The following is a 23,014-nucleotide window of genomic DNA, read 5'->3' as shown; positions in this document are numbered from 1 at the left end:
ACCCGCCCGCCTACAGATACAGGCCGAAGAATTCCTCGGGATGCTCCAGGAGCGGCGGCAGATCGTCGGCCGTGAGCGTGATCAGTTCCTTCTTGGTGGGCGTCCGGCCCGCCTTCTTGCCGGTGCCCTCGCTCTTCTTCTTGGCGGCGAAGGCGGCGGTCGCGACGCGGTCGGCCTGGTTGGCGACGGCGACGTCCAGCATGTTCCGCATGAGGCGGCCGTTGCCGAACGACGGGCCGCGGGGCGCGCGGCGCAGCATCGCGAGCAGGACGTCGTCGGTGCCGGGCGCGAGCTTGAAGCCGTCCGCGGCGGCGAGCTGCCCGAACACGGTGATCAGCTCGTCGTCGGTGTAGTCGGGGAAGTGGATCTGCTTGGGGAAGCGCGAGTCCAGGCCCGGGTTGGCGGCGAGGAACTCCGCCATCTCCTGCTGGTAGCCGGCGACGATCACGATGAGGTCGTCTCGGTGGTCCTCCATCAGCTTGACCAGCTCGGCGATCGCCTCGTGCCCGTAGTCGCCCTTCAGCGGGGACTGCGTCAGTGTGTACGCCTCGTCGATGAACAGGACGCCGCCGAGCGCGCGCTCCACCAGCCGGCGGGTGCGCGGCGCGGTCTGCCCGATGTACTCGCCGACGAGGTGCGCGCGGGACGCCTCGATCAGATGCCCGGACGACAGCACCCCGAGCCGCTTGTAGATGCGGCCGAGCAGCCGCGCCACCATCGTCTTGCCGGTCCCGGGGTTGCCGGTGAACACCATGTGCCGGGTCGGCGGGGTGATCCGCAGCCCGGACTCGCTGCGCAGCCGCGCCGCGTGCGTCCCGGCGACGATGAGCGCGATCTCGTGCTTGACGGTGTCGAGGCCGGTGAGGGAGTGCAGCTCGGCGAGCGGGTTCCCGGCGGCGAGCGAGGTGTCCAGCGTCTCCGGGATGTCCTGCTTGCGGACGACCGGCTTCGCGTCCCGGCTCTCGTCCTCCGGCGCTGTGCCGTCGGCCGCCTGCGCCGCGTCCTTGGCGGCCCGGGCGCGGACGGCGGCGACGACCTGGTCGGCGAGGTGGGGGGCGAGGCGGGCGTTGCGGAGCGTCTGCATCGGCGGCGTCGCGGCCAGCAGCGCGCCCGCCGCCTCCACGGCCTGCCGGGTGCCGCGGGCGCCGCGGGCGTCCAGCGCGCGGCGGAACAGCTCGGCGTGGCCCTCCGCGGTGAACGGGCGGGTCCGGGCGATGCGGAACCGCTGCGGCAGGACGGGGTTGATCTCGCGGATCCGGTCCTCGCCGCCCGCGTCGCACAACGCGACCACGTGCAGGTCGGGGTGGACGGCCAGCAGCCGGTGCAGCTCGGCCGCGATCGCCTCGCCGTTCCCGGGGTCGGTGACGATGCCGTCCAGGCCCTCGACGATGAGCAGCCGGTCGCCCGCGCAGTCGCGGGCGTCGGCGTGCAGCTTGGCGACGGCGTCCGACAGCCGCTGCCCGGTGAACAGGTTGTCGGTGACCCAGTGCGGATCGCGGCCGAACGCGAGGGCCTTCGCCAGCTCCTGCGCCGCGTCGCGCTTGCCGGTGGCGTCGGGCCCGGCGAGCAGCAGCCGGACGGGTTCGTCGCCGCGGGTCAGCTCCTCCAGCGCCTGAACCACCTCGGGCTGCCCGACCAGCGACGTCGTGATCTCCGGACGTCCGCGCGTGCGCGACCCGGCGGCCCCGGGGGCCTTCGCCGGGACGCTCTTCAACGTCTCGGTGAGCGGGTTCACGACGCGGCGGCGCGGCGCGTACAGGCGGCGCAGGTCGGTCTGGAACTGGCCGACCGGGATCCACTCGGCCTTCGGGAACCACGGGTCGCCCGGCAGCCCCTGGACGACGGCGACGAACCGCATCGCCATGTCGAGCCAGCCCCGGCAGGCGTCGGCGGCCCCGGCGACCAGCGCCCGGACGAGCCACGCCCGCGTCCGCTCCTGCCACGCGCCCGGCTTGAACCCACGCCGCTCGCCGGGGAACCGCTGCTGCAGGTCGCCGTAGCGGTCCTCGCCCAGCGCCACGGCCAGCTCCGCCGGGACGTGCTCCATGCTGCCCTGCAGCAGCAGCTGGATCAGGTGGACCTCGACGCTCTCCTCGCGCGGCGCCACCTCCGTCAGGTGCTCGTAGGACGCGAGCAGCCCCCCGCACACCCACTCCAGGTAGCCGACCGGTCCGAGCAGCTCGGGCACCGCGGTGACGATGTCGTCGCCCGCGTGCGCGTGCCAGTGCTCCCGCAGCTCCATCTTGGGGAGGTTGACGTCGCATTCGGGCGGGTCGTCGTACATCCGCAGCAGCGCCTTGCGGCGTTCCTCCAGCGGCTCGACGCCCTCCAGGACGGACAGGCAGTCGCGCGCCAGCTCGATCGCCGGCTCCCGGTCGGGCGCCTCGATCAGCCAGTCGACCGGCGGGCGCCACCGGCCGCCGGGCGCGTCCCAGCGGGTCATTCGGGTGCTGAGCGGGCCGGGGTTGACGAGGTGCTTGTACAGCAGCCGCTCGGGGAGCTGCGACCACGAGCCCGCCTTGATCGCGCCGCCGCCGGGCAGGAACGCCAGGATGCCGAAGATCTCCGCGGTGACCAGCGACGCGGGCAGCGTCAGCAGCTTGTGCTCGTCGGTGGTCAGGTCGGCGGCCCGCGGGTCGGCCGCGAGCCCGTCGATCCGGTCCGAGATCTCCTCGAAGAGCCCGTCGGGGACGCGCCACGGGCCGTGCGAGTAGACGTCGAGCACCGGCTCGTCGGTGAGCAATAGCTCCAGATGCTCCGGCAGCCGCAAAGAAGTCTCCCCAAGAACGATCAAAGCAGGGGTACAGCCTACGTTTCCCGAGGGAGTGCCGGGTTAGCGGTCCGTCCAATCGGAGGTATTGGGGCTGTCACGTTCGGTCGCCCGGGCGAGGCGTCTCCCATCCCGCTCCGAGCCCGGTCCGATCAGGGGCGGCGGAGGTGCTCGACGGCGAGGCGGGCGGCGGTGCCGATGACGGCGTCGGCCTGCGGCAGGACGGCGACGGGCAGCGGCGATCGCGTGAACACCGCGACCGCGTACCGCCCGCCGTCGGGGTACTCGACGACGCCGACCTCGTTGCGGAGCGTCGGCAGCGTCCCGGTCTTGCCGCTGACGACCACGTCGTCGTAGGGGAACCCGGACGACAGCCGGTGCGGCCAGACCTGGAGCCCGAACAGCCGGCGCATCGCCGCGCAGCCGGCGGGCGGCGCGGCCTCGTCCCGCCAGATCATCGACAGCAGGCGGGTCATGTCGCGGGGGGTGCTGCGGCTCGTCCGGGCGGGGTCGAGGGCGCGGAGGCGGGACCGCACGCCGGGCTCGTCCAGCTTCGCCCACACGTCGGCGACGCTGCTCGCCCCGGCGTCCGCGAGCAGGGTCTCGTGCAGCTCGCGTCCGCTGACCTCGACGGCGGTGCCGCGCAGCCCGAGCGCCGCGGACGCCGCGTTGACCGCGTCCCGGCCGACCCGCTCGAGCACGACGTCGGCGGCCGCGTTGTCGCTGACCGTGATCATCAGGAAGGCGAGGTCGCGCAGCGACAGGCGCGCCTCGTCCAGCATCCCCGACACCCCGGTGGGCCCGGTGGTGCGGCCCTCGGCGGGCAGCGTGACCTGCTCGGACGGGTCGATGAGCCCCTCTCCGGCCTGCCGGTGGAAGGCGACGAGCAGCGGCACCTTGAACACCGACGCGAGCACGACGGGCGCGTCGGCGCGGACGGCGACCTCCCGTCCGGTGTCGATGTCGACGGCGTGCAGGAACCCGGTGACGCCGGCGGAGCGGAACTCCTTCTCGATGCGCTCCACCGTGTCCGCGCTCATGCCAGGAACCCGGACGACGGGCGCGGGACGACCCGGCGGGCGAGGGCGCCGTCCAGCGGCGCCATCCCGGCCTCGCTGCGCAGCACGGCGGTCGCGACGGCGGTGAAGTCGGCGATCGCGCGGGCGTGCTCGGGGTCGCGCGCCCGGCGCCACACGCACGACGTCCGCCACGAGAGCGGCTCGCCGACCAGGGGACGCCACGTCACCCCGGCGGAGTCGTCGGTGCGGGGGACGAGCGCCACCGCCGTCCCCGCGAGGACGAGCCCCAGCGCGAACTGCGGATGCCGCGCCTCGTGGACGGCGGCGGGCGCGTACCCGTGCCGCCGGCAGGCAGCCAGCAGGTCGTCGTGCGCGCCGGGCGCGTCGCCGCGCGGCGGCACGACCAGGTCGAACCCGCGAAGGTCGGCCAGATGCACTTCGGCGGGCGGGTAGGTTGTGGGCCCGTCGTGGGGGTCGGTGAGCCCGGGGGAGGAGGCGGTGGGGAGCAGGACGCCGAGCGGTTGGGCGAGCATCGGGCCGAGGTCCAGGTCGCGGGTGTCGCACGGGTGCCGGACGACGCCGGCGTCCAGCGCGCCGTCGGAGAGCGCGCGGACCTGTTCGGCGGTGCCCGTCTCGCGCAGGTCGAGCCGCAGGTCGGGGCGGCGGTCGCGGAAGGCGGCGATGAGCGCGGCGACGATCGTCCCGCCGAGGTCGCTCGGCACGCCCGCGCGGACCGTGCCGGCCTCGCCGCGCCTGGCCCGCTCGGCGACGGAGTAGATGCGCTCCACGCGGGTGAGGATGTCACGGGCCTCGTCCAGCAGGAGCCTGCCGGGCGCGGTGAGCTCCACCCGCCGGCTCGACCGGTCGAACAGCCGGACGCCGAGCTCCCGCTCCAGCCGCTGGATCCGCTGGCTGAGCGGCGGCTGCGCCATGCCGAGCCGCTCCGCCGCGTGGCCGAAGTGCAGCTCTTCCGCGACGATGACGAAGCACCGCAGGTGGCCGACGAGGTTCACGACCAGGGATCATATCAATTCAGATATATCTGTGACATAGATATCAATCTTGGACATTTCGCCGTCGAGCTGGTGTTCTTGTGGCCTCATTCAGGGGGAGGAGATCGAAGATGCGCCGATCCGGAAGGGTCACGCCGCGGGTGTGGATCGCCGCGGCGATCGCGACGGCGGTCGTGGTCGCGGGAGCGGGGACGGTGTGGTTCCTGAGCCGGGGAGACGACCCGAGGGACACCGCCGAGCGCTACCTCGCGGCCTGGACGAGCCGCGACTACGCGGCCATGAAGGCGCTGACGGACGGTCCGCCCGCCGACTTCGAGCAGCGCCTCACCAGGATGTACGACGACCTCGGGCTCACGTCCCAGCGGTTCACCGTCGCGTCCGTGGGCGGCGCGGACGGCGGGAAGGCGGGCGCGTCCTACGGCGCCGAGCTGCTCCTCGCCGGTACCCGCACGTGGACGTACGAGGCGCCGCTGCCGCTCGTCGAACGGGACGGCGAATGGCGCGTCCGGTGGTCTCCGCAGCTCCTGTACCCGGAGCTCCAGGAGGGGCAGCGGCTGGACGCCGGCCGCGCCTGGCCGGAGCGCGCCGCGGTCCTGGCCGCCGACGGCAGCACGCTGAGCGGCTCGCCGTCCGGCTCCGCGCGGCAGCTCGCCGGGCCGGTCGGGCCCGCGTCCGCCGAGGCGGCGAAGAAGCTCCGCGCGCCCTACCGCCAGGGCGACCCGGTCGGCCTGGACGGCCTCCAGAAGCAGTACGAGCGGCGCCTCGCCGGGACGCCCGGGCTCGCCGTGCAGATCGTCGGCGCGGACGGCACCCCGGTCAAGACGCTGAAGCGGTTCGACAGCTCTCCGGGCGAACCGCTGAAGACGACCATCGACCCGAAGGTGCAGGCCGCCGCGGGCAAGGCGCTGAGCGAGGCGAAGAAGCCGGCCGCGATGGTCGCGCTGCGCCCGTCCACCGGGGAGATCCTCGCCGTGGCGAACAAGCCCGGCGGCTACAACCGCGCGCTGATGGGCCAGTACCCGCCCGGCTCGACGTTCAAGGTCGTCACCGCCGCCGCGCTCGTCGCGGGCGGCGTCGGCGCGGGCACGAAGGTCGCCTGCCCCGCCACCACCACGATCGGCGGCCGCTCGTTCCACAACTACAAGCACGAGGACTTCGGGACGGTCCCGTTCCGCGAGGCGTTCGCGCACTCGTGCAACACCACGTTCGCGCGCCTCGCCGTGGACAAGCTGGGCGAGAAGCGGCTCGCCCAGGTCGCGTCCCAGTTCGGGTTCAACGCGCCGATCATCGCCGGGGTGCCGGCCGTCCGCGCCGCGTTCCCCGCGAACAAGGACGACACCGCGTTCGCCGCCGCGTCCTTCGGGCAGGGCAAGGTGCTGACCAGCCCGCTCAACATGGCCGCCGTCGCCGCGGCCGCGGCGGACGGCACCTGGCGGTCGCCGCGCCTCGTCAGCGCCGCCGACACCGTGCACGCCGCGGACGCGGGCGGACGCAGGCCCGAGCCGCCGAAGAGGCTCGAACCGGCCGTCAAGAAGGCGCTGCAGACGATCATGCCCGCCGTCGTCAGCGAGGGGACGGCGTCGGGCGTCGCGTTCCCGTCCGGGACCGCGGGCAAGACCGGGACCGCCGAGTTCGGCGAAGGCGAGAACCCGCCGACCCACGGCTGGTTCATCGGCTACCGGAAGGACGTCGCCTTCGCCGTGATCGTCGAGGGCGGGGGGACGGGCGCCGAAGCGGCCGCCCCCATCGCGGCGAACTTCCTCAAGGGGCTGTGACGCGGCTCAGCGCAGCGCCTGGGTGAGGACGCGGGCGGTCTCGGCGACGGCCCGCTCGTCGGCTTCGGCGCCCGCGCCCGGCCTGGTCGTCAGGATCGCGATGACCAGCGGGGCGCGGGACGGCGGCCAGACGATCGCGATGTCGTTGGCGCTGCCGTAGACGCCGGCGGTGCCGGTCTTGTCGCCCGCCGTCCAGCCCTCGGGCAGCCCGGCCCGGATGCGCGCGCCGCCGGTCACGGCGGCCTTCAGCCAGCCGATGAGCCGGTCGCGATCGGCGGGGGCGAGGGCGTCGCCCACCGTGAGGGCCCGCAGGCTCCCCGCCCAGGCGCGCGGCGTGGTCGTGTCGCGCCTCTCGCCCGGCTTCCAGTCGTTGAGGCCGGGCTCCCAGCGGTCGCTGCGGCTGACCGTGTCGCCGAGCGAACGGAGAAACGCGGTGAGGCCGGACGGTCCGCCGATCTGTTTCAGCAACAGGTTCCCGGCCGCGTTGTCGCTTCGCGTGATCGTCGCGTGGCACAGGTCGGCGACGGTCATTCCGGTGCCGACGTGTTTCTCGGTGACGGGGGAGAAGGGCGCCAGGTCGCTCTTCTTGTAGCGGATGACGCGGTCAAGCAGCCCGGGGTCGGAATCGCGCGCCTTCCGCAGGACCGCCCCGCAGACGATCGCCTTGAACGTGGAGGCGAACGGGAACGTCTCGTCCGCGCGGTGCCCGACGAAACGGCCGGTGCCGGTGTCGACGGCATAGGCGCCGATGCGCACGTCGCGGGCCTTCTCAAGCCCGCGGAGCTTCGCCGTGACATCGCTTTGGGACGGCGCTTGGGACGGCGCGGCCTGCGCGGAGACCCGCGGGCTCTGCGGCGCGCTGCTCTTCGACGCCGGAGGGGCGGCCTGGGAGTCGCAACCCGCGATGGCGGCGAAGGCCGCAAGGGCGAGGACGGCGGCGCCGAGCGGCGTCCGGAACCGGGGACCGGGAGTCTTCATGAAGGAGCGCACCTAGGAGGAGGACGGTGGAGTCGTGGAGCCGCGGACGATCAGTTCCCCCGGCAGGACGCGGGGCGGCGGACGGCGCCCGGCGAGGAGGTCGAGCAGCGCCGTCATGCCCTGCGCGCCCAGCTCCTCCGCGGGCAGCCGGACGGTCGTCAGCTCCGGCTCCAGCGCGGTGGCGAGCAGGACGTCGTCGAACCCGGTGACCGACAGGTCGCCCGGGATGTCCAGCCCGCGCGCCCGCGCCGCCTTGTACGCGCCGGCGGCGATCAGGTCGTCGTCGCAGACGAGGGCGGTCGGTGGATCGGCACGGTCCAGAAGCCGCGCGGCGGCGTCCCTGGCCGAGCCGGCGTCGATGGCGCACGTCGCGCGGAGCAGGGCCGAGCCGGGCACCCTGCCGAGGGCGCCGGCGAGGGCGTCGGCGCGGGCGCGGAACGTCCACTGGTCGACGCCGGCGGCCACATGCCCGATGCGGCGGTGGCCGAGCGCGGTGAGGTGGGCGACGATGTCCCGCATCCCGTCCGCGACGCCGAAGTCGACCGTCGGGGGGCGCGGCATGGAGTACGGGCCGGACGGTCCCGCCGGGCCGCTGTCGAGCATCACGGCGGGCGTCTGCCGGAACTCGCCGAGCGCCTCGACGGCCAGCGAGGACGCGAGGACGCCGTCGATCGCCTCGTCCGGCACGGCGAACGGGCTGTCGACCCCTTTCCCGCCCGTGCGGTCCGGGCCTTCCGTGCCGTCCGGCCAGGTGGAGACCACGACGCCGAACCCGTGCCGGGACGCGACGCGCGCCGCGCCGGTGTAGACGGGCCCGAAGAACGGCGCGGTCAGGGTCGGGACCATCAGCAGGACGGTCCGGGTCGTGCCGAGCCGCAGGTTCCGGGCCGCCTGGTTCGGCCGGTAGCCGAGGCGAGCGGCCGCGCTGCGCACGCTGCGGGCGGTGGCGGGGGAGACCCGGCCCGTCCACTTGCCGCCCAGCACGAGCGAGACCGTGGACTGCGAGACCCCGGCCTCCTGGGCCACGTCCTTGCTGGTGGGACGGCTGACTGCCGGCACCTGCGCCTCCCTGGCCGATCATGGACGAATTCAGACTAGCGCCGCGCGCTCCGGAAGTGGTACGTATGACCCGGCGAGTAATACGTATGACGGGGCGAAATACGGGGGCATGATGCGGGGTTATGTCGTCTTCCTGCGGCGGCCGTACGCGGGGAGGCTGCTCGGCGCGACCCTCCTCGGCCGGCTGCCCAACGGCATGGGGATGCTCGCCGTCGTGCTGCACGTCCGGGCGGACGGCGGCGGCTACCCCCTCGCCGGGACGCTCGCCGCGATCCTCGGCCTGGCGACGGCCGCCGGGCAGCCCGTCCTCGGCCGCGCCATGGACCGGTTCGGGCAGCCCCGCGTCCTGATCCCGGCCGCGCTGGCGTCCGCCGCGGGCTTCGGGCTCCTCGCCGCCGTCGGCGCCGGCCCGCTGCCCGCGGCCGTCCTCGCGGTGGTCGCCGCCGGGTTCGCCACACCGCCGCTGGAGGCCGGGCTGCGCGCCCTCTGGCAGGACGTCCTGGACGGCCCCGAGCAGGTCGACGCCGCCTACGCGCTGGACGCCGCGTCCCAGGAGCTCCTCTTCACCTTCGGGCCGCTGCTCGTCGTCGCCGCGGCCGTCGCGAGCACCGAGACCGCGCTGCTGCTGACCGGCGCGCTCGGCATCGCCGGGACGCTGATCGTCGCGCTGTCCGGGCCGTCCCGCCGCTGGACGGGCGAGCCCCGCGCCTCCGACTGGGCCGGGCCGCTGCGGTCGCCCGGCCTGCGGGTGCTGCTGCTGTCCCTGGCCTGCGCGGGGATCGCGCTCGGCGTGTACGCGGTCGCCGTCGTCGCCTACGCCGAACGGCAGGACAGCGACGTCGCGTCCGGGCTGCTGCTGGCGTGCATGGCGGGCGGCGCGCTCGCGGGCGGGATCGTCTACGGCGCCCGGCGGTGGGCGGGCGCGCCGCATCGGCGGCTGCCGTGGCTGCTGGCCGCGCTCGCCGCCGGGTACGTCCCGCTCGTCCTCGCGCCGGGCCTCGCGGCCATGTCGGTGCTCGCGTTCGCGTCCGGCGTCTTCCTCGCGCCCGTGCTGGCGTGCAGCTTCACCCTCGTCGACCGGCTCGCGCCGAGCGGGACCGTAACCGAGGCCTTCGCGTGGGTCGTCGCGGCGGTCGGCGCGGGCAGCTCGGCCGGCTCGTTCGCCGCCGGCCTCGGGCAGGACCTCGCGGGCGTTCCCGGCGCGTTCGCGGGGGCCGGGGTGGGCGGTGTCCTCGCCCTGGTCTTCTGCCTGGCCGGCGGCAGGACGCTCCGTCCGCACCCCGCCCCGGCCGTCGCCGCCAAAGCCTCCGTCTGACCCGCATCCGGCCGCCGGGGGTCAGACCCAGGAGCCGAACCAGATCCGCTCGTGCCAGTCGTCGTACGGGATCGTCTCGGCCGAGAGGATCGGGTGGAAGTACGCGAAGTTCGCCAGCACCACCAGCAGGAACGCGCCCGCGGCGGCCGCGCCGACCAGCCGCCGCAAACCCGCGCCCGGCGGGGGCGGCCCCGGCTGCACGGCCGTGTGCGCGCCGCCGTAGCCGGGAAGGGTGGACGCGTCCTCGGGCGTGTCCCCGTAGTGCGCGCCGTAGCGCTCGCCGGGACGGGCGGCGTGCGCGCCCGCGTACGAGGCGGGCGCGGGCCCCATCAGATACCCCAGGACCAGGACGACCGCCAGCACCATGAACGGGATCAGCGGCGTCGCGTAGAACAGGAACATCGTCCGCTCGGCGAACGCCGACGGGAACCAGGTCAGCCAGCCGGCGAGGAAGCCGAGCAGGATCGCCCCGGCCCGCCAGTCCCGCAGCATGACCCAGATGATCGCGACGGCGATCAGCGCCGCCAGCGCGCCCCACCACAGCGCGGGCGTGCCGATCCCGAGGATCTCGCGGGAGCAGCGCGTCGCCTCGCCGCAGGCGTTCTTGGGCTCGGTGTAGAAGAACGCGACCGGACGCCGCAGGACGGGCCAGTCCCACGGCCACGACTGGTACGGATGCTTGTCGTCCAGCCCGGTGTGGAAGTCGAGGATCTGCTTGTGGTGGCGCCACAGGTCGGGCATCGCCTCGAACGGCCGCCAGAGCACGTTGCCGGACGCCTCACCGCGTCCCCAGGCGCCCGGCTTGAAGATCCAGCCCCACCACGTCGCCAGGTAGGTCAGCAGCCCGACCACGACGAGCTGCACGAACGCCGGGACGGCCTCCAGCGCCAGCATCCCGGTGAACGGCGCCCGGACCCCGGCCGCCCGCCGGGCGCCGTAGTCCCACAGGATGACCATCAGCCCGAACGCGGCGACATAGAAGATGCCCGTCCACTTGGTGGCGCAGGCGAGGCCGAGGCAGACGCCCGCGCCCCACCGCCAGCCGTGCACGAGGAACGGCCCGTAAAGGGACGTGTCCCCTCGATCGAGCTTCTCGGCGAGGACGCGGCGGGAGCGGTCGCGGTCGTTCACCAGGCACGCGAACCCGGCGAGGACCCAGAACATCACGAAGATGTCGAGCAGCGCGGCGCGGCTGGTCACGAACGCGAGGCCGTCCACCGCGAGCAGCAGCCCGGCGGCGCAGCCGAGCATCGTCGACCCCGTCATCCGGCGCGCGACCCGGCACAGGATCAAGACCGACAGCGTCCCGGCGAGGGCGGGGACGAACCGCCAGCCGAACGGCGTCGCGCCGAACATCCACTCGCCCATCGCGATCATCCACTTGCCGAACGGCGGATGCGCGACGAACGAGGGGCCGTCCGTCCAGATGTTGGCGTTCTGATCGGCGATCAGCAGCTTGTCGGCGTCCTTGACGGTGTTGTGCTCCCAGCCGAACTCCAGCAGGGCCAGCGCGTCCTTGGCGTAGTACGTCTCGTCGAACACCACCGACTTCGGCGACCCGAGCCCGTCGAACCGCAGGTAGCCGGCGAACAGCGTCACCAGGAGCGGCCCGAGCCAGGACAGCAGCGGGTTGCCGGGGATCGCGGGCGCGAGCCATTCCCGGAGCGGGGGCGGTCTCCGCCGTGACCCGGTGGCGGGCGCTTTCACGAGATCCGTCGTCGCCATCCAGTCATCGTACGGGCGGCCGGACCCCGCCGCTTTCGGGCGAGGAACGCGGTACGCGGCGCGGGTGGAAGACTGGGGCGCGTGATGGGGACCCTGGTGCTCGGGGCGGCGCCGATCGGGCGGCCGGAGGACGCGTCGGCGCGGCTGCGGGCGGCGCTGGCGGACGCGCCGGTGATCGCGGCCGAGGACACCCGGCGGCTGCGGCGGCTCGCGGGCGACCTCGGCGTGCCGCTCACCGCGCGGATCGTGTCGTACCACGACCAGAACGAGAAGGCCCGGGCGGACGAGCTGCTGGCCGAGCTGCTCGCCGGACGGGACGTCCTCGTCATCACCGACGCGGGCATGCCCGGCGTCTCCGACCCGGGGTACCGGCTCGTCCGCGCGGCCGTCGCCGAGGGCATCCCGGTGTCGGTGCTGCCCGGCCCGTCCGCCGTCACGACAGCGCTGGTGGCGTCCGGCCTGCCCACCGACCGGTTCTGCTTCGAGGGGTTCCCGCCGCGCAAGCCGGGGGAGCGGGCCCGGCGGCTGGACGCGCTCGCCGGCGAGCCCCGCACGATGGTGTTCTTCGAGTCCCCGCGCCGGCTCCCGGCGACCCTCACCGCGATGGCGGACGCGTTCGGCGCCGGCCGTCCGGCCGCCGTCTGCCGGGAGCTGACCAAGACCTACGAGGAGATCCGCCGGGGGACGCTCGGCGAGCTCGCCGCGTGGGCGGAGGGCGGCGTGCTCGGCGAGATCACGCTGGTGGTCGGCGGGGCGCCCGAGCCGGAAGGGCTGTCGGACCCGGTGGAGCTGGCCGCCGCCGTCGCCGCGCGCGAGGACGCCGGGACGCCCCGCAAGCAGGCCATCGCGGAGGTCGCCAAGGAGAACGGCGCCCCCAAGCGGGTGGTCTACGACGCCGTCGTCCGCGCCAGGAACGTCCGCGCCGGGAAGTAGCGGTCACGGGAATCCGGGGCGCACTATGGAGTTGGTGGCGTCGCCACGGATGCGGAGGTGAGAGCCGTGCGGGACGCATGGTCGAGCCACGAGGTCTGGGTCTTCGAGTGCCTCAACTGCGCGACGACCTGGAACGAGGAGCTGGAGGCCCGCCATTACGGCGACGGGCACGGGAACGAGGCCGTCATCTACGAGCGCGGCGGCCAGCCCTGCCCGACGCCCTGGGTGGACCGTTCCTGCCCGAACTGCCAGAGCCAGAACGTCAAGGCGCTGTCCGCGATGAAGGGCAGGCACGGCGAGGTGCCGGTGGCGCGCAGCGGCAGCGACGTGGCGATGGTGTTCCACCTTCGCCGCATGCACGCCTGGTGAAGCGGGCCCTTGAGAGCCCCGAGGGCTAGGCGAACGGGGTCTTGGGGTCGGCGTCCTTGGGCGTTGCCTCGTCCTGGCCGCGCCGGGATTTCGGAACGGCGCGGAGGGTGCGCGTCCAGCCGGCGGCCGTCGCGCGGGCCTCGGGCCTGAACGCGGCCCCGGCCGCGAGCGCGGCGAGGGGGATGGCGGGCAGCACGTACCGGTAGTCGAACTCCGCGGTCGCGGCGGGCGCCAGCAGGAGGCCGGTCGCGAGCGTCCACGGCAGGAGCGCCTCGCCGCCGAACCGCCGCCACAGCGGGACGAGCCCCGCCAGCCCGATGAGCAGGATGGCGCCGATCATCGTTCCGCGCAGGTAGAAGACGTCCTGGTAGCCGCGGGCGACCCCGGCGAACGGGTCGACGACCTGGGTGCGGGCGTCGCCGCGCTCGTAGGCCCTGGCCTCCGCGGACGCGATCCCGCCGCCCGGCATGTGCCATTCGGGCAGCGGCCTGCTCTTCTTCCCGAACTCGTACTGCGAGTACGTCGCCTCGTCGGGGAACACCGTCCGCTCCCAGCGGAACACGCGGAAGAAGTCGTGCGCGACGACCTGGAGGTAGTCGAAGGGCTGGGCGATGATCGCTCGCTTGGCGAAGTCGTTGCCGAGCGCGTTGTTCTCCGGGCTGAACCGCGTGCCGGTGTAGCGGTTGAGCGGCGACTGGGCGTTCCAGATGCCGTCCTGCGAGTTCGGCAGCCGGTTCGCGGGCTCGGTGCAAAGCGGGTACTCGCTGACCGGCAGGTCCTTCATCTGGTGGCAGTCGGCGAACTTGTAGACCCGCGCGTACAGGAAGATCCCGTTGCTCTCGGTGATCGCGAACTTGTCGCTTTCGGCCTTGTACCAGCCCATATAGGCCAGCACGGGCAGCATGCAGGCCGCGAGCGTGGCCGCCATGATCTTCCAGCCGCTGCGCCGGATCAGCATGTACACCAGGACGCCGAGCAGCACCGGCATGCCGACCGACCGGGTCAGCCACGCCAGCCCGACGATCAGCCCGACCGCCGCGGCGATCTTCCAGGACGGCCGGTCGCGCCACAGCAGCAGCGTGACCGCGCTCATCACCAGGAACGTGAACATCGTGTCCGACAGGACGAGGTGTTCGAGCTGGAGCTGGTAGGCGTCCAGCAGCACGGGCGCGGCGGCGAGCGCGGCGCCCCAGCCGGGCAGCCGGAACCTCCGCCGCAGCAGCGCGTAGATCATCACGCCCATCGCCAGGCCCATGAGGTGCTGGACGGCCGCGACGAGCACGAAGCTGTGGAACGGCTTGAGGACGAGCAGGAGGAACGCGTACCCGTCCGGCCGCAGCGGATGCGGGTAGGGGTCGGTCGCGACGTGCAGGTAGTCGAAGCTGTCGTTGAAGAACATCACCGGCTGGTAGCCGAGCATCGCCACGACGCGGAGCAGCGCCGCTGTGGCAATGATCACACTGAACGCGGGATTCCGCCGGGCGAGCTCCCACAGGCCGCGGCCGCGCCGCCTGCCCTGGGAGTCGGCGGCCTCGTCCTCCGGCGCGCCGGACGGATCACCCGGTTCCGTGCCCGTCGCCGAGCCGGAGTCGGCCTCCTTGAGGGGCCCGACCTGCTGGTCCTCGTCGGGGACCGGGACGGTCGTCGTCCCGCCGGGCGTGTCGCCCGAACCTGACGCGCCGGGCCGCCCGTCCGCGTCCTCGGCGGCTCCGTCGGCCGCGTCCGCCGTGGCCAGGGCGGTCCCGCCCGTGCCGCCCGGCGCCGCCGCCGCGTGCCCCGTGCCGGCCGCGGTGCCCCGCGGCGATTCGCCCGCCACTGCCGCACCTCCCCTTCGGTGTCCGGCCCCCTGTCCGGCGGCACTGCGTTCTCCGGCGCGCGTCACAGCCGACCCACCCCTTCCGGGCCGCTGTGCCCGTATGCTTGACGTCCTAGCCTGCTAGCCTGCCGCCCGCGAACGTGGCGGTGACGTTTTTTGGGTTGCGATAGGGCAACACGATACGGGTGCTCTTGACGAGAGCGGCCATCAATACCCGTCTCCGGCAGGCATCATGAACCACTGGATTCATGAACGACGACGGGCCGCCGCGCAGAACAACTGAGATTAGTGGATCGTCCCGCCGGCGGTCATCAGGGGAAACGCCATCAGGGAAAAACGTCACCAGGGGTAACGAAGGAGATCGCGTGGAACTCTCCGTAGTGATGCCGTGTCTGAACGAGGCCGAGACGGTCGAGACCTGCGTCCGCAAGACGATCGGTTTCTTCGAGGACAACGGCATCGACGGCGAGGTCGTCATCGCCGACAACGGCAGCACCGACGGCAGCCAGCAGCTCGCCAGGGACGCGGGGGCGCGTGTCGTGCCGGTCATCGACAAGGGGTACGGCAACGCCCTCATGGGCGGGATCCGCGCCGCGCGCGGCCGGTACGTCGCGATGGGCGACGCCGACGACTCCTACGACTTCACCACCCTCGGCCCGTTCCTGGACGAGCTGCGCGACGGCGCCGACCTCGTCATGGGCAACCGGTTCAAGGGCGGCATCGCCGACGGCGCCATGCCGCCGCTGCACCGCTACCTCGGCAACCCGGTGCTCAGCTTCGTCGGCCGGCTGTTCTTCCGCAGCAAGATCGGCGACTTCCACTGCGGGCTGCGCGCCTTCGACAAGGAAGCGATCATGCGGCTCGGCCTGCAGACCGGCGGCATGGAGTTCGCCAGCGAGATGGTCGTCAAGGCGACCCTGCAGGGGTACGACATCCGCGAGGTCCCGACGACGCTGTCGCCGGACGGACGCACCCGCGCCCCGCACCTGAACACCTGGCGCGACGGTTGGCGCCATCTCCGCTTCCTCATGCTCTACAGCCCGCGCTGGCTGTTCCTCATCCCCGGTCTCGTCTTCATGACGCTCGGGCTGCTCGCCGGGATCGCGCTGTCGACCGGCCCGGTCACGGTCGGGGAGATCGCGTTCGACGTCGACACGCTGGTCGGCGCCGGCGCCGCGCTGGTGATCGGCTTCCAGGCGGTGCTGTTCGCGCTGCTCACGAAGGTCTACGCGATGCAGGAGGGATTCCTGCCGCACGACCAGCGGGTCCAGAAGATCATCGACTGGTGGAGCCTGGAGCGCGGGCTGCTGCTCGGCGGGCTGCTCGCCGTCGCCGGTCTCGGCGGCCTCGTCGCGTCGCTGCTGCACTGGCGGGTCAACAGCTTCGGCGAGCTCGACCCGCGCGAGTCGCTGCGCATCGTCGTCCCCGCCGCCACCGCGCTCGTGATGAGCCTCCAGGCCATCTTCGCCTCCCTGTTCGTCAGCATCCTCGGCATCCGCCGCCGCCAGCACCCGCCGATCGTGGACGCGGCCGAGGAGGCCGCCGGGGTCGTGGACGCCGCCGCCCGCCGGGTCGCGAAGGACGACGAGTCCGCGAAGGTCTCCGCCGGGAGCCGCACCACCGGGAAGCCGGGCGCGGCCAAGTCGGGCGCGAAGTCGGGCGCGGCGAAGTCCGGCGCGACGAAGCCGGGGGCCACGAGGGCCGCCGAGAGCGACGAAGGCGACCAGAGCGACGAGGACGGCGCGTCCGGCCGGTAACCCGCCGATCCGTGCCGATCCGGTCGCCAACCCGTCGCCCAAGGATTGTCAACATCTGAAAAACACGCGGGACAGACCGTCGCGAAAGCCGAGAACCCGCTGAGCGTTCCCGGGCCTCGAACCGGTGCCCCTGCAGTGTTGTGACAGGCTTGACCGGCGATGGATCACCGTTCTCTGACAGCCCGGCGCCCGGGGGGCCGTACGTCGATGAGCACGCCAACGCCGGCCGGCGCGGGGACCGCGCCGCCGGCCCCGACCGCGGCCCCGTCAGCGGCCCGGCCGGCTGTCAGCGCACGCCCGCCGGTCGCGCCGCCGGACCGGCGCCCCGCCCCGTCCCGGCCGAGCCGCCGCCGCTGGGCCTGGCTGTTCGTGCTGGGCTGGGCCGCGCAGGTCGCCGTCCGGCTCGTGCTCGGGTCCGGGCAGACGGTGCCCGTCGCCACCCCGGACGAGTCCGGCTACCTGTTCGCCGCCCGCGTCCTGACCGGCGGCACCGACGCGGACATGTCGTTCGGGACCGTCTACCGCGGCGGGTACCCGCTGCTGCTCACCCCCGCGTTCTGGTTCGGCGACGACCCGGTGAGCGTCTACCGCGGCGCCCTGGTGATCAACGCGCTGATCAGCGCCGCCATGCTCCCGCTGGCCTACCTGCTGCTGCGCCGCCTGCGGGTGCGCAGGCGCTGGTCCTACGTCTTCGGGCACGTGACGGCGGTGCTGCCGTCCGTGCTGTTCTACTCCGAGTTCGCGCTGACCGACGCGATCCTGCCGGTGATGCTGGTCGGCTGGCTGCTGCTCGTCCACGCGTGGCTGAGCGCCCCGCCGCCGGCGGGTCCGCGTTCGTCCGTCCGGCTGAACCTCGCCGGGGCGGGCGCGTCGCTGATCGTCGCCTACGCCTATGCCTGCCACACGCGCGGCGCGGTCCTGCTGGCCGCGCATGTCGCGCTGCTCGCGGCGGCGCTGGTGTGCCGGTGGCGGTCCTGGCGCGCGACGGGTCTCGCCGCGCTCGCCGCCGCCGCCGGGACGGCCGCCGGGATGCTGCTGAACCGGTCGCTGCTGCCGCACATGTACCCGCAGGGGGACAACGACCTGGGCGGCAACGTCGTCCGGCGGCTCACCTCCGAGGACGGCTGGGGCTGGATGCTGTCGCTCGGCACCGGACAGGTCTGGTACCAAGCCGCCGCGACCGGCGGGATGGCGGCGATCGGCCTGGTCGCGGTCGCGTTCGTGGCCGTCCGTCCCGCCGGAACCCCGCTGGGCGCGCCGGGACGGACGCGGGCGCTCGCGCTCGCCGTCATCGCGATCGTGGCGGGCATCGCGTTCGCCACCTCGGCGGCGCTGCCGGTCGAGTACCGCATCGGCAACTACGTCTACGGCCGCTACCTCGCGTCCATCACGCCGGTGCTGTTCGCCGTCGGCGTCGCGGTCCTGCTGCGCGGGTCGCCGCGGACGCTGCTGTGGGCGACGGCCTCAGCGGCCACCCTGACGGTCGTCGCCGCGTGCGTCGTCCAGTGGTATGCGGGCGATCTGCTCACCCTGTACAAGCACACGCCCTACGACTTCCCGGAGACGTCGTTCCTGACGTGGGACTGGGAGTCGTTCCAACTGTGGCACGCCACGGCGACCGCGCTCGTGCTGCTGTGCGCGTCGGTGGCCGTCGTCCGGCTGCGGCGCAGCGGACCGCTGCTGCTCGCGGGCGTGCTCGCCGTCGTCGCGGTCGGGATGTCCGTGACGGCGACCGACCGCATCGCCCGGCCGCTCGTCCGCGACGAGACCGCGCACACCGACATCAGGCAGAGCATCGACCTGCGTCGGCAGCGGTCGATCGCCGTCGACTGGAACGTCCCGTGGACGATCCGGCTGTCGCACTACTACTGGGCCTGGTGGAGCGACGGCAGCGTCTTCGACGCCCGCTGGACGCCCCCGCCGCAGAACGTGGACATGATCGTCCTGGCGTGGCCGAAGGACAAGCCGGCCGCCGAGTCCTGGCCGAAGGGCGCCCCGCCCGGCTGGCGGATCATCGACAGCCGCCGCACCGTCCAGGGCGACTGGGTCGCCTGGGCGCGCTAGTCCTGCCGTGGCTGGGGCGGTGGGTTCCAGAGCTGGAGAATGCCGTCGGATGAGCGCCACATCAGGCGCCAGCCCTGCGTCGGGTCCGGACGCCAGCCGCCCGCGATCTGCGACTCCATGCCGCGCCACCGCGTGTACAGCATCGGGCCCTCGGTCGCGTTCCGCGGGATCTGCGGCATGTAGTGCGGGAAGTCGCGGATCTCGCCGCGCCAGACCGGGTCGCCCCACACGTCCCGCGTGTAGAACGTGAGGGTCTGCGCGAGCCGCCGGTCGGCGCAGATCAGCGTGATGTCACGGTGCCCGGCGAGGTAGCCGCGCAGCTCGCCCCACGCCTTGTCGCGCGGCAGGTCGGGGACGGCCCGGACGGCGGCGACCCCGTACACCCCGCCGAGCGCCACCACCAGCACCGGAACGACCAGGGTGCGCAACCGCCGCTGGGACAGCAGGTCGGACGGCAGCATCCGGAACATCAGGATCAGCGAGCCGAAGCCGCCCGCCAGCAGCGCGGGCAGCACCGCGAACCAGTACCGCTGCAGCCACGCCCGCAGCGAGATGTCGTTCGGGTCGAGGACGCCGGAGAACAGCGTCAGCGGGACGGCGAGGCTGCAGAACCACACCAGGATCAGCGCGAGCCGCCGGTCGTGGGTGACGGCCCAGCCGAGGGTCGTCAGCACCAGGGCGGCGGTGAAGATCATGCCGAGCTCGTTCCAGTCGTGCATGGCGCGCAGGAACGAGCGGGCGGCGAGCTCGCGCGTCACGTAGTCGCGGGACTGGCCGCCGTGCTCAGCGGCGGAGATCAGCCCGGCCAGCGGGCTGCCCCACACGAGCTGGTTGTGGACGAGGCTGACCGCCAGGATCAGCAGCATCGGCGCGCCGACCGTGACGTTGCGGCGCCACGGGATCCGCAGCAGCGCCAGGTAGACCGGGATGGGGAGGAACAGGAACGCCAGGAACTCCCGGACGAGGAACGCCGAGCCCATGCACACCCCGGCGAGGATCAGCATGCGGGTCTGGGCGCGTCCCGTCCTGCGGCTCGCGACGACCAGGCCCGCCATCCCGATCGCGAACAGCCCGGCGCCGGGCATGTCCGGCAGCACCGCCCCGGTCGACCAGGTGATCTCGCGGCCGAACGGGTTCGTCATCGTGAAGAACGGGTGGATCAGCAGGATCGCCGCGGACGCCACGCCCGCCACGTCCCCGAACAGCGACCTGACGACCAGGTACGTCCCGACGAAGAACGCGCAGCCGCCGAGCGCCGCGACGGCGAAGAAGCCGGCCTGGCCGTCCCCGAGGACCTCCTGGACGAGCCGCGCGGGCAGCACCAGGCCGATCCGGGTGACCTGGTGCGGGACCTCGTCGAACGGCCACACCGTCAGCGGGACGTCGGGCCAGTCGCGGGCGGCGAGCCACACGTAGTACGGGTCGAAGTACAGCGGCGGCGTCATGATCACCCACTGCACGAGCACCGTGGCCGCCGCCACCAGCAGGGACAGCCACACGACCCGCCGCGTCCGCCGGACCCGCCCCGCCGCGCGTGCCGGCAGGGCTCGCCGCGGCTCGTCCGGCTCGGTTCCGGTCGCCGCCTCGCCGACGGCCGGCTCGTCGGACGTGGTCTGGGCCATGCCTGGCTCCGCCTCCGCTGATCAGTGCTGCCGATGCCCGGGACCGCTGAAGCCCGGGCGAATGCCCCTGAAACGACGGACCAGGCTACTCGCGTGCCGCGCCGTCCGTGACGCGACTACCCTTGATTCCATGTCCTCGTCAAGCCGTCATATCTTGACCGCGCCCGCCTGGCCGTACGCCAACGGGCCCCGTCACATCGGGCACGTCTCCGGTTTCGCGCTGCCCGCCGACATGTTCAGCCGCTACCAGCGGATGGCGGGTAACACGGTACTCATGGTCAGCGGCACCGACGAGCACGGCACGCCGATCCAGGTCCAAGCCGACAAGGAGGGCGTCTCCGCCCGGGAGCTGGCCGACCGGTACAACGGTGTGATCGCACAGGATCTGCACGGCCTCGGCATGACCTACGACCTGTTCACCCGGACGACCACGCTGAACCACTACGCCGTCGTCCAGGAGATCTTCAAGGGCCTGTACGACAACGGCTACATCTTCCCGCAGAAGACGATGGGCGCGATCTCGCCGTCCACCGGGCGGACGCTCCCCGACCGCTACATCGAGGGCACCTGCCCGATCTGCGGATACGACGGCGCGCGCGGCGACCAGTGCGACAACTGCGGCAACCAGCTCGACCCCGTCGACCTGATCAACCCGGTGTCGCGGATCAACGGCGAGAAGCCGAAGTTCGTCGAGACCGAGCACTTCATGCTCGACCTGCCCGCGTTCACCGAGGTCCTCGGCCGGTACCTGCGCGGCAAGCAGAACGGGGCGCTGGCGTGGCGTCCGAACGTGCTGAAGTTCGCGCTGAACCTGCTGGACGACATGCAGCCGCGCGCGATCAGCCGCGACCTCGACTGGGGCGTCCCGATCCCGCTGGACGGCTGGCGCGACAACCCGGCGAAGAAGCTGTACGTGTGGTTCGACGCGGTCGTCGGGTACTTCTCCGCGTCCGTGGAGTGGGCGCGGCGGTCCGGCGACCCGGAGGCGTGGCGCGCCTGGTGGCAAGACCCGGACGCCCTGTCCTACTACTTCATGGGCAAGGACAACATCGTCTTCCACGCCGAGATCTGGCCGGCGATGCTCCTCGGCTACAGCGGCCAGGGCGACAAGGGCGGCACGCCCGGGTCGCTGGGGGCGCTGAACGTGCCGACGGAGGTGGTGTCGTCGGAGTTCCTGACGATGGAGGGCAAGAAGTTCTCCTCGTCCCGCCAGGTCGTCATCTACGTGCAGGACTTCCTCGCCCGCTACGACGTGGACGCGCTGCGCTACTACGTCGCGGTCGCCGGGCCCGAGAACCAGGACACCGACTTCACGTGGGCGGAGTTCGTCCGCCGCAACAACGACGAGCTGGTCGCGGCGTGGGGCAACCTCGTCAACCGGTCGGTGAACATGGCGGCGAAGAACTTCGGCGCGATCCCGGAGGCGGGCGACCTCACCGACGCCGACCGGGCGCTGCTGGAGCGCAGCCGGACTGCGTTCGCGGCGGTGGGCGCGGAGCTCGAACGGTCCCGGTTCAAGAACTCGATCACCGAGGCGCTGGACGTCGTCCGCGACGCCAACAAGTACCTGTCCGACCAGGCGCCCTGGAAGATCAAGGACGACCCGGCCCGCGTCAAGTCGATCCTGCACACCGCGCTGCAGGTCGTCGACGACGCGAAGACGCTGCTGACGCCGTTCCTGCCGCGCTCGTCGCAGAAGGTCTACGAGATGCTCGGTGGCGAGGGCGAGTGGAGCGGCACGCCGGAGCTGCAGACCGTCTCGGAGGACGGCGGCCCCGACTACACCATCCTGACCGGCGACTACGCGACCGAGGCGCGCTGGGAGTCCACGCCGATCAAGCCGGGCGTCCCGCTGGCGAAGCCGGTCCCGCTGTTCACCAAGCTCGACGCGTCCGTGGTGGACGAGGAGCTCGCCAGGCTGGAGAACCGTTGAGCCGGGACGGGGACGGGCAGAGCTCGCGCTCGTTCCCGCCGCTTCCCGAGCGCCTCCCGGTGGACGTGTTCGACAGCCACTGCCATCTCGACATCGTCTCCACCCCCGTGCAGGAGCAGCTGCGGTCGGCGAAGGCGGCGGGCGTCACCCGGATCGTCACGATCGGCTGCGACCTGCCGTCGTCGCGGTTCGCCGCGGACACCGCCGCCGAGTTCGACGACGTGTACGCGGCGGTCGCGATCCACCCGAACGAGACCACCGGGATCTCCGACGCCGTCCTGGAGGACGTGGCGCGGCTGGCCGCGCACCGGAAGGTCCGCGCGATCGGCGAGACGGGCCTGGACTACTACCGCGACTGGGCGCCGAAGGACGACCAGCACCGCTCCTTCCGCGGCCACATCGAGATCGCCAAGCGGACCGGCAAGGCACTCGTCGTCCACGACCGCGACGCGCACGACGACGTCCTGCGCGTCCTGGACGAGGAGGGCCCGCCCGAAACAGTCGTCTTCCACTGCTATTCGGGCGATGCGCAGATGGCTGCGATCTGCGCCGAGCGCGGCTATCTGATGAGCTTCGCCGGGAACGTCACGTTCAAGAACGCCGAGCCGCTGCGGGAGGCGCTGAAGGCGGCGCCGCTCGACCTGGTGCTCGTGGAGACCGACGCGCCGTTCCTGACGCCGCTCCCGCACCGGGGGAAGCCGAACGCCTCGTACCTGATCCCGCACACCGTCCGCGCGATGGCGGAGGTCAGGGGCGTGGACGTGGCGGAGCTGTGCACGGCCATCGCCGCCAACGGCGAACGCGCCTTCGGCCCCTGGTAAGGCCGCGGCGGCGGCCCGCGCCCCGGAGGGGTCGGCGGGACGCAT

General features: G+C 73.1%; 16 protein-coding genes. 8 read left to right on the top strand and 8 right to left on the bottom strand.

The annotated features are described in order from the left end of the window. Positions 1–10: 10 nt before the first annotated feature. From E1287_RS14645 to E1287_RS14635, 3 genes are all read right to left on the bottom strand, one after another. Positions 11–2,770, bottom strand: coding sequence for an AAA family ATPase (locus E1287_RS14645; protein ID WP_131965469.1), 2,760 nt, complete (start codon positions 2,768–2,770; stop codon positions 11–13). 152 nt (positions 2,771–2,922) lie between these two features. After that, the gene (locus E1287_RS14640) at positions 2,923–3,810 is read right to left on the bottom strand and encodes a serine hydrolase (RefSeq protein ID WP_131965468.1); all 888 of its coding nucleotides are present in this window, start codon (positions 3,808–3,810) and stop codon (positions 2,923–2,925) included. Next, entirely contained in the window at positions 3,807–4,802 is a 996-nt protein-coding gene (locus E1287_RS14635) for a LysR family transcriptional regulator (protein ID WP_131965467.1), read from the bottom strand. Before E1287_RS14635 ends, E1287_RS14640 begins: the two co-directional genes overlap by 4 nt. A 110-nt stretch (positions 4,803–4,912) precedes the next feature. On the opposite strand from E1287_RS14635, the gene E1287_RS14630 reads away from it, so the two are divergent. Further along, on the top strand, positions 4,913–6,577 hold the full coding sequence (locus tag E1287_RS14630) for a penicillin-binding transpeptidase domain-containing protein (RefSeq protein ID WP_131965466.1): 1,665 nt from the start codon (positions 4,913–4,915) through the stop codon (positions 6,575–6,577). A gap of 6 nt (positions 6,578–6,583) precedes the next feature. On the opposite strand, the gene bla is transcribed toward E1287_RS14630, so the two are convergent. Next, positions 6,584–7,555 (bottom strand): class A beta-lactamase, encoded by a 972-nt coding sequence (gene bla / locus E1287_RS14625; RefSeq protein ID WP_131965465.1) that lies wholly within the window; start codon positions 7,553–7,555, stop codon positions 6,584–6,586. A gap of 12 nt (positions 7,556–7,567) precedes the next feature. After that, positions 7,568–8,614 carry a LacI family DNA-binding transcriptional regulator gene (locus tag E1287_RS14620; RefSeq protein WP_131965464.1) on the bottom strand — a complete coding sequence of 349 codons (1,047 nt, stop codon included), beginning with the start codon at positions 8,612–8,614 and terminating at the stop codon, positions 7,568–7,570. 109 nt (positions 8,615–8,723) lie between these two features. Here E1287_RS14620 and E1287_RS14615 point away from each other — a divergent pair, with 109 nt between their 5' ends. Continuing rightward, complete coding sequence (locus E1287_RS14615) at positions 8,724–9,929, top strand: MFS transporter (RefSeq protein WP_243719019.1); 1,206 nt, start codon at positions 8,724–8,726, stop codon at positions 9,927–9,929. A gap of 21 nt (positions 9,930–9,950) precedes the next feature. Here the strand turns inward: E1287_RS14615 and E1287_RS14610 are convergent, their stop codons facing one another. Then, positions 9,951–11,654: a phospholipid carrier-dependent glycosyltransferase gene (locus E1287_RS14610; protein WP_131965463.1), complete on the bottom strand. Its 1,704-nt coding sequence runs from the start codon at positions 11,652–11,654 to the stop codon at positions 9,951–9,953. Positions 11,655–11,738: 84 nt separating this feature from the next. Between E1287_RS14610 and rsmI the strand changes: the two genes are divergently transcribed. Together rsmI and E1287_RS14600 are read left to right on the top strand one after the other, a co-directional pair. After that, entirely contained in the window at positions 11,739–12,587 is an 849-nt protein-coding gene (gene rsmI, locus E1287_RS14605) for a 16S rRNA (cytidine(1402)-2'-O)-methyltransferase (protein ID WP_131965497.1), read from the top strand. 66 nt (positions 12,588–12,653) lie between these two features. Beyond that, positions 12,654–12,956 carry a hypothetical protein gene (locus tag E1287_RS14600; RefSeq protein ID WP_131965462.1) on the top strand — a complete coding sequence of 101 codons (303 nt, stop codon included), beginning with the start codon at positions 12,654–12,656 and terminating at the stop codon, positions 12,954–12,956. A 25-nt stretch (positions 12,957–12,981) separates the two neighbouring features. On the opposite strand, the gene E1287_RS14595 is transcribed toward E1287_RS14600, so the two are convergent. After that, positions 12,982–14,772: a glycosyltransferase family 39 protein gene (locus tag E1287_RS14595; RefSeq protein ID WP_243719017.1), complete on the bottom strand. Its 1,791-nt coding sequence runs from the start codon at positions 14,770–14,772 to the stop codon at positions 12,982–12,984. Between the two features lie 365 nt (positions 14,773–15,137). Between E1287_RS14595 and E1287_RS14590 the strand changes: the two genes are divergently transcribed. Both E1287_RS14590 and E1287_RS14585 read left to right on the top strand, forming a co-directional pair. After that, a complete protein-coding gene (locus E1287_RS14590) occupies positions 15,138–16,529 on the top strand; it encodes a glycosyltransferase family 2 protein (RefSeq protein WP_243719015.1) in 1,392 nt (463 codons plus the stop codon). Between the two features lie 207 nt (positions 16,530–16,736). Then, positions 16,737–18,593: a hypothetical protein gene (locus E1287_RS14585; RefSeq protein WP_131965461.1), complete on the top strand. Its 1,857-nt coding sequence runs from the start codon at positions 16,737–16,739 to the stop codon at positions 18,591–18,593. Here E1287_RS14585 and E1287_RS14580 read toward each other — a convergent pair. Continuing rightward, on the bottom strand, positions 18,590–20,215 hold the full coding sequence (locus E1287_RS14580) for a glycosyltransferase family 39 protein (protein ID WP_131965460.1): 1,626 nt from the start codon (positions 20,213–20,215) through the stop codon (positions 18,590–18,592). The genes E1287_RS14585 and E1287_RS14580 overlap by 4 nt on opposite strands. A 130-nt stretch (positions 20,216–20,345) precedes the next feature. Between E1287_RS14580 and metG the strand changes: the two genes are divergently transcribed. Then, entirely contained in the window at positions 20,346–22,148 is a 1,803-nt protein-coding gene (gene metG / locus E1287_RS14575; RefSeq protein ID WP_131965459.1) for a methionine--tRNA ligase, read from the top strand. After that, complete coding sequence (locus E1287_RS14570; RefSeq protein WP_131965458.1) at positions 22,145–22,969, top strand: TatD family hydrolase; 825 nt, start codon at positions 22,145–22,147, stop codon at positions 22,967–22,969. Before metG ends, E1287_RS14570 begins: the two co-directional genes overlap by 4 nt. Positions 22,970–23,014: the final 45 nt, after the last annotated feature.

The organism is Actinomadura sp. KC06 (assembly GCF_004348735.1).
In the GTDB taxonomy this organism is placed as follows: Bacteria; Actinomycetota; Actinomycetes; order Streptosporangiales; family Streptosporangiaceae; genus Spirillospora.
This window is presented reverse-complemented; position numbering and strand designations above follow the sequence as displayed.

Coding starts and splice junctions, on each gene's coding strand:
- E1287_RS14640 (WP_131965468.1), bottom strand. CDS start 3,810: ATGAGCGCGGACACGGTGGAGCGCATCGAGAAGGAGTTCCGCTCCGCC.
- E1287_RS14630 (WP_131965466.1), top strand. CDS start 4,913: ATGCGCCGATCCGGAAGGGTCACGCCGCGGGTGTGGATCGCCGCGGCG.
- bla (WP_131965465.1), bottom strand. CDS start 7,555: ATGAAGACTCCCGGTCCCCGGTTCCGGACGCCGCTCGGCGCCGCCGTC.
- E1287_RS14615 (WP_243719019.1), top strand. CDS start 8,724: ATGATGCGGGGTTATGTCGTCTTCCTGCGGCGGCCGTACGCGGGGAGG.
- E1287_RS14610 (WP_131965463.1), bottom strand. CDS start 11,654: ATGGCGACGACGGATCTCGTGAAAGCGCCCGCCACCGGGTCACGGCGG.
- rsmI (WP_131965497.1), top strand. CDS start 11,739: ATGGGGACCCTGGTGCTCGGGGCGGCGCCGATCGGGCGGCCGGAGGAC.
- E1287_RS14585 (WP_131965461.1), top strand. CDS start 16,737: ATGAGCACGCCAACGCCGGCCGGCGCGGGGACCGCGCCGCCGGCCCCG.
- E1287_RS14580 (WP_131965460.1), bottom strand. CDS start 20,215: ATGGCCCAGACCACGTCCGACGAGCCGGCCGTCGGCGAGGCGGCGACC.
- metG (WP_131965459.1), top strand. CDS start 20,346: ATGTCCTCGTCAAGCCGTCATATCTTGACCGCGCCCGCCTGGCCGTAC.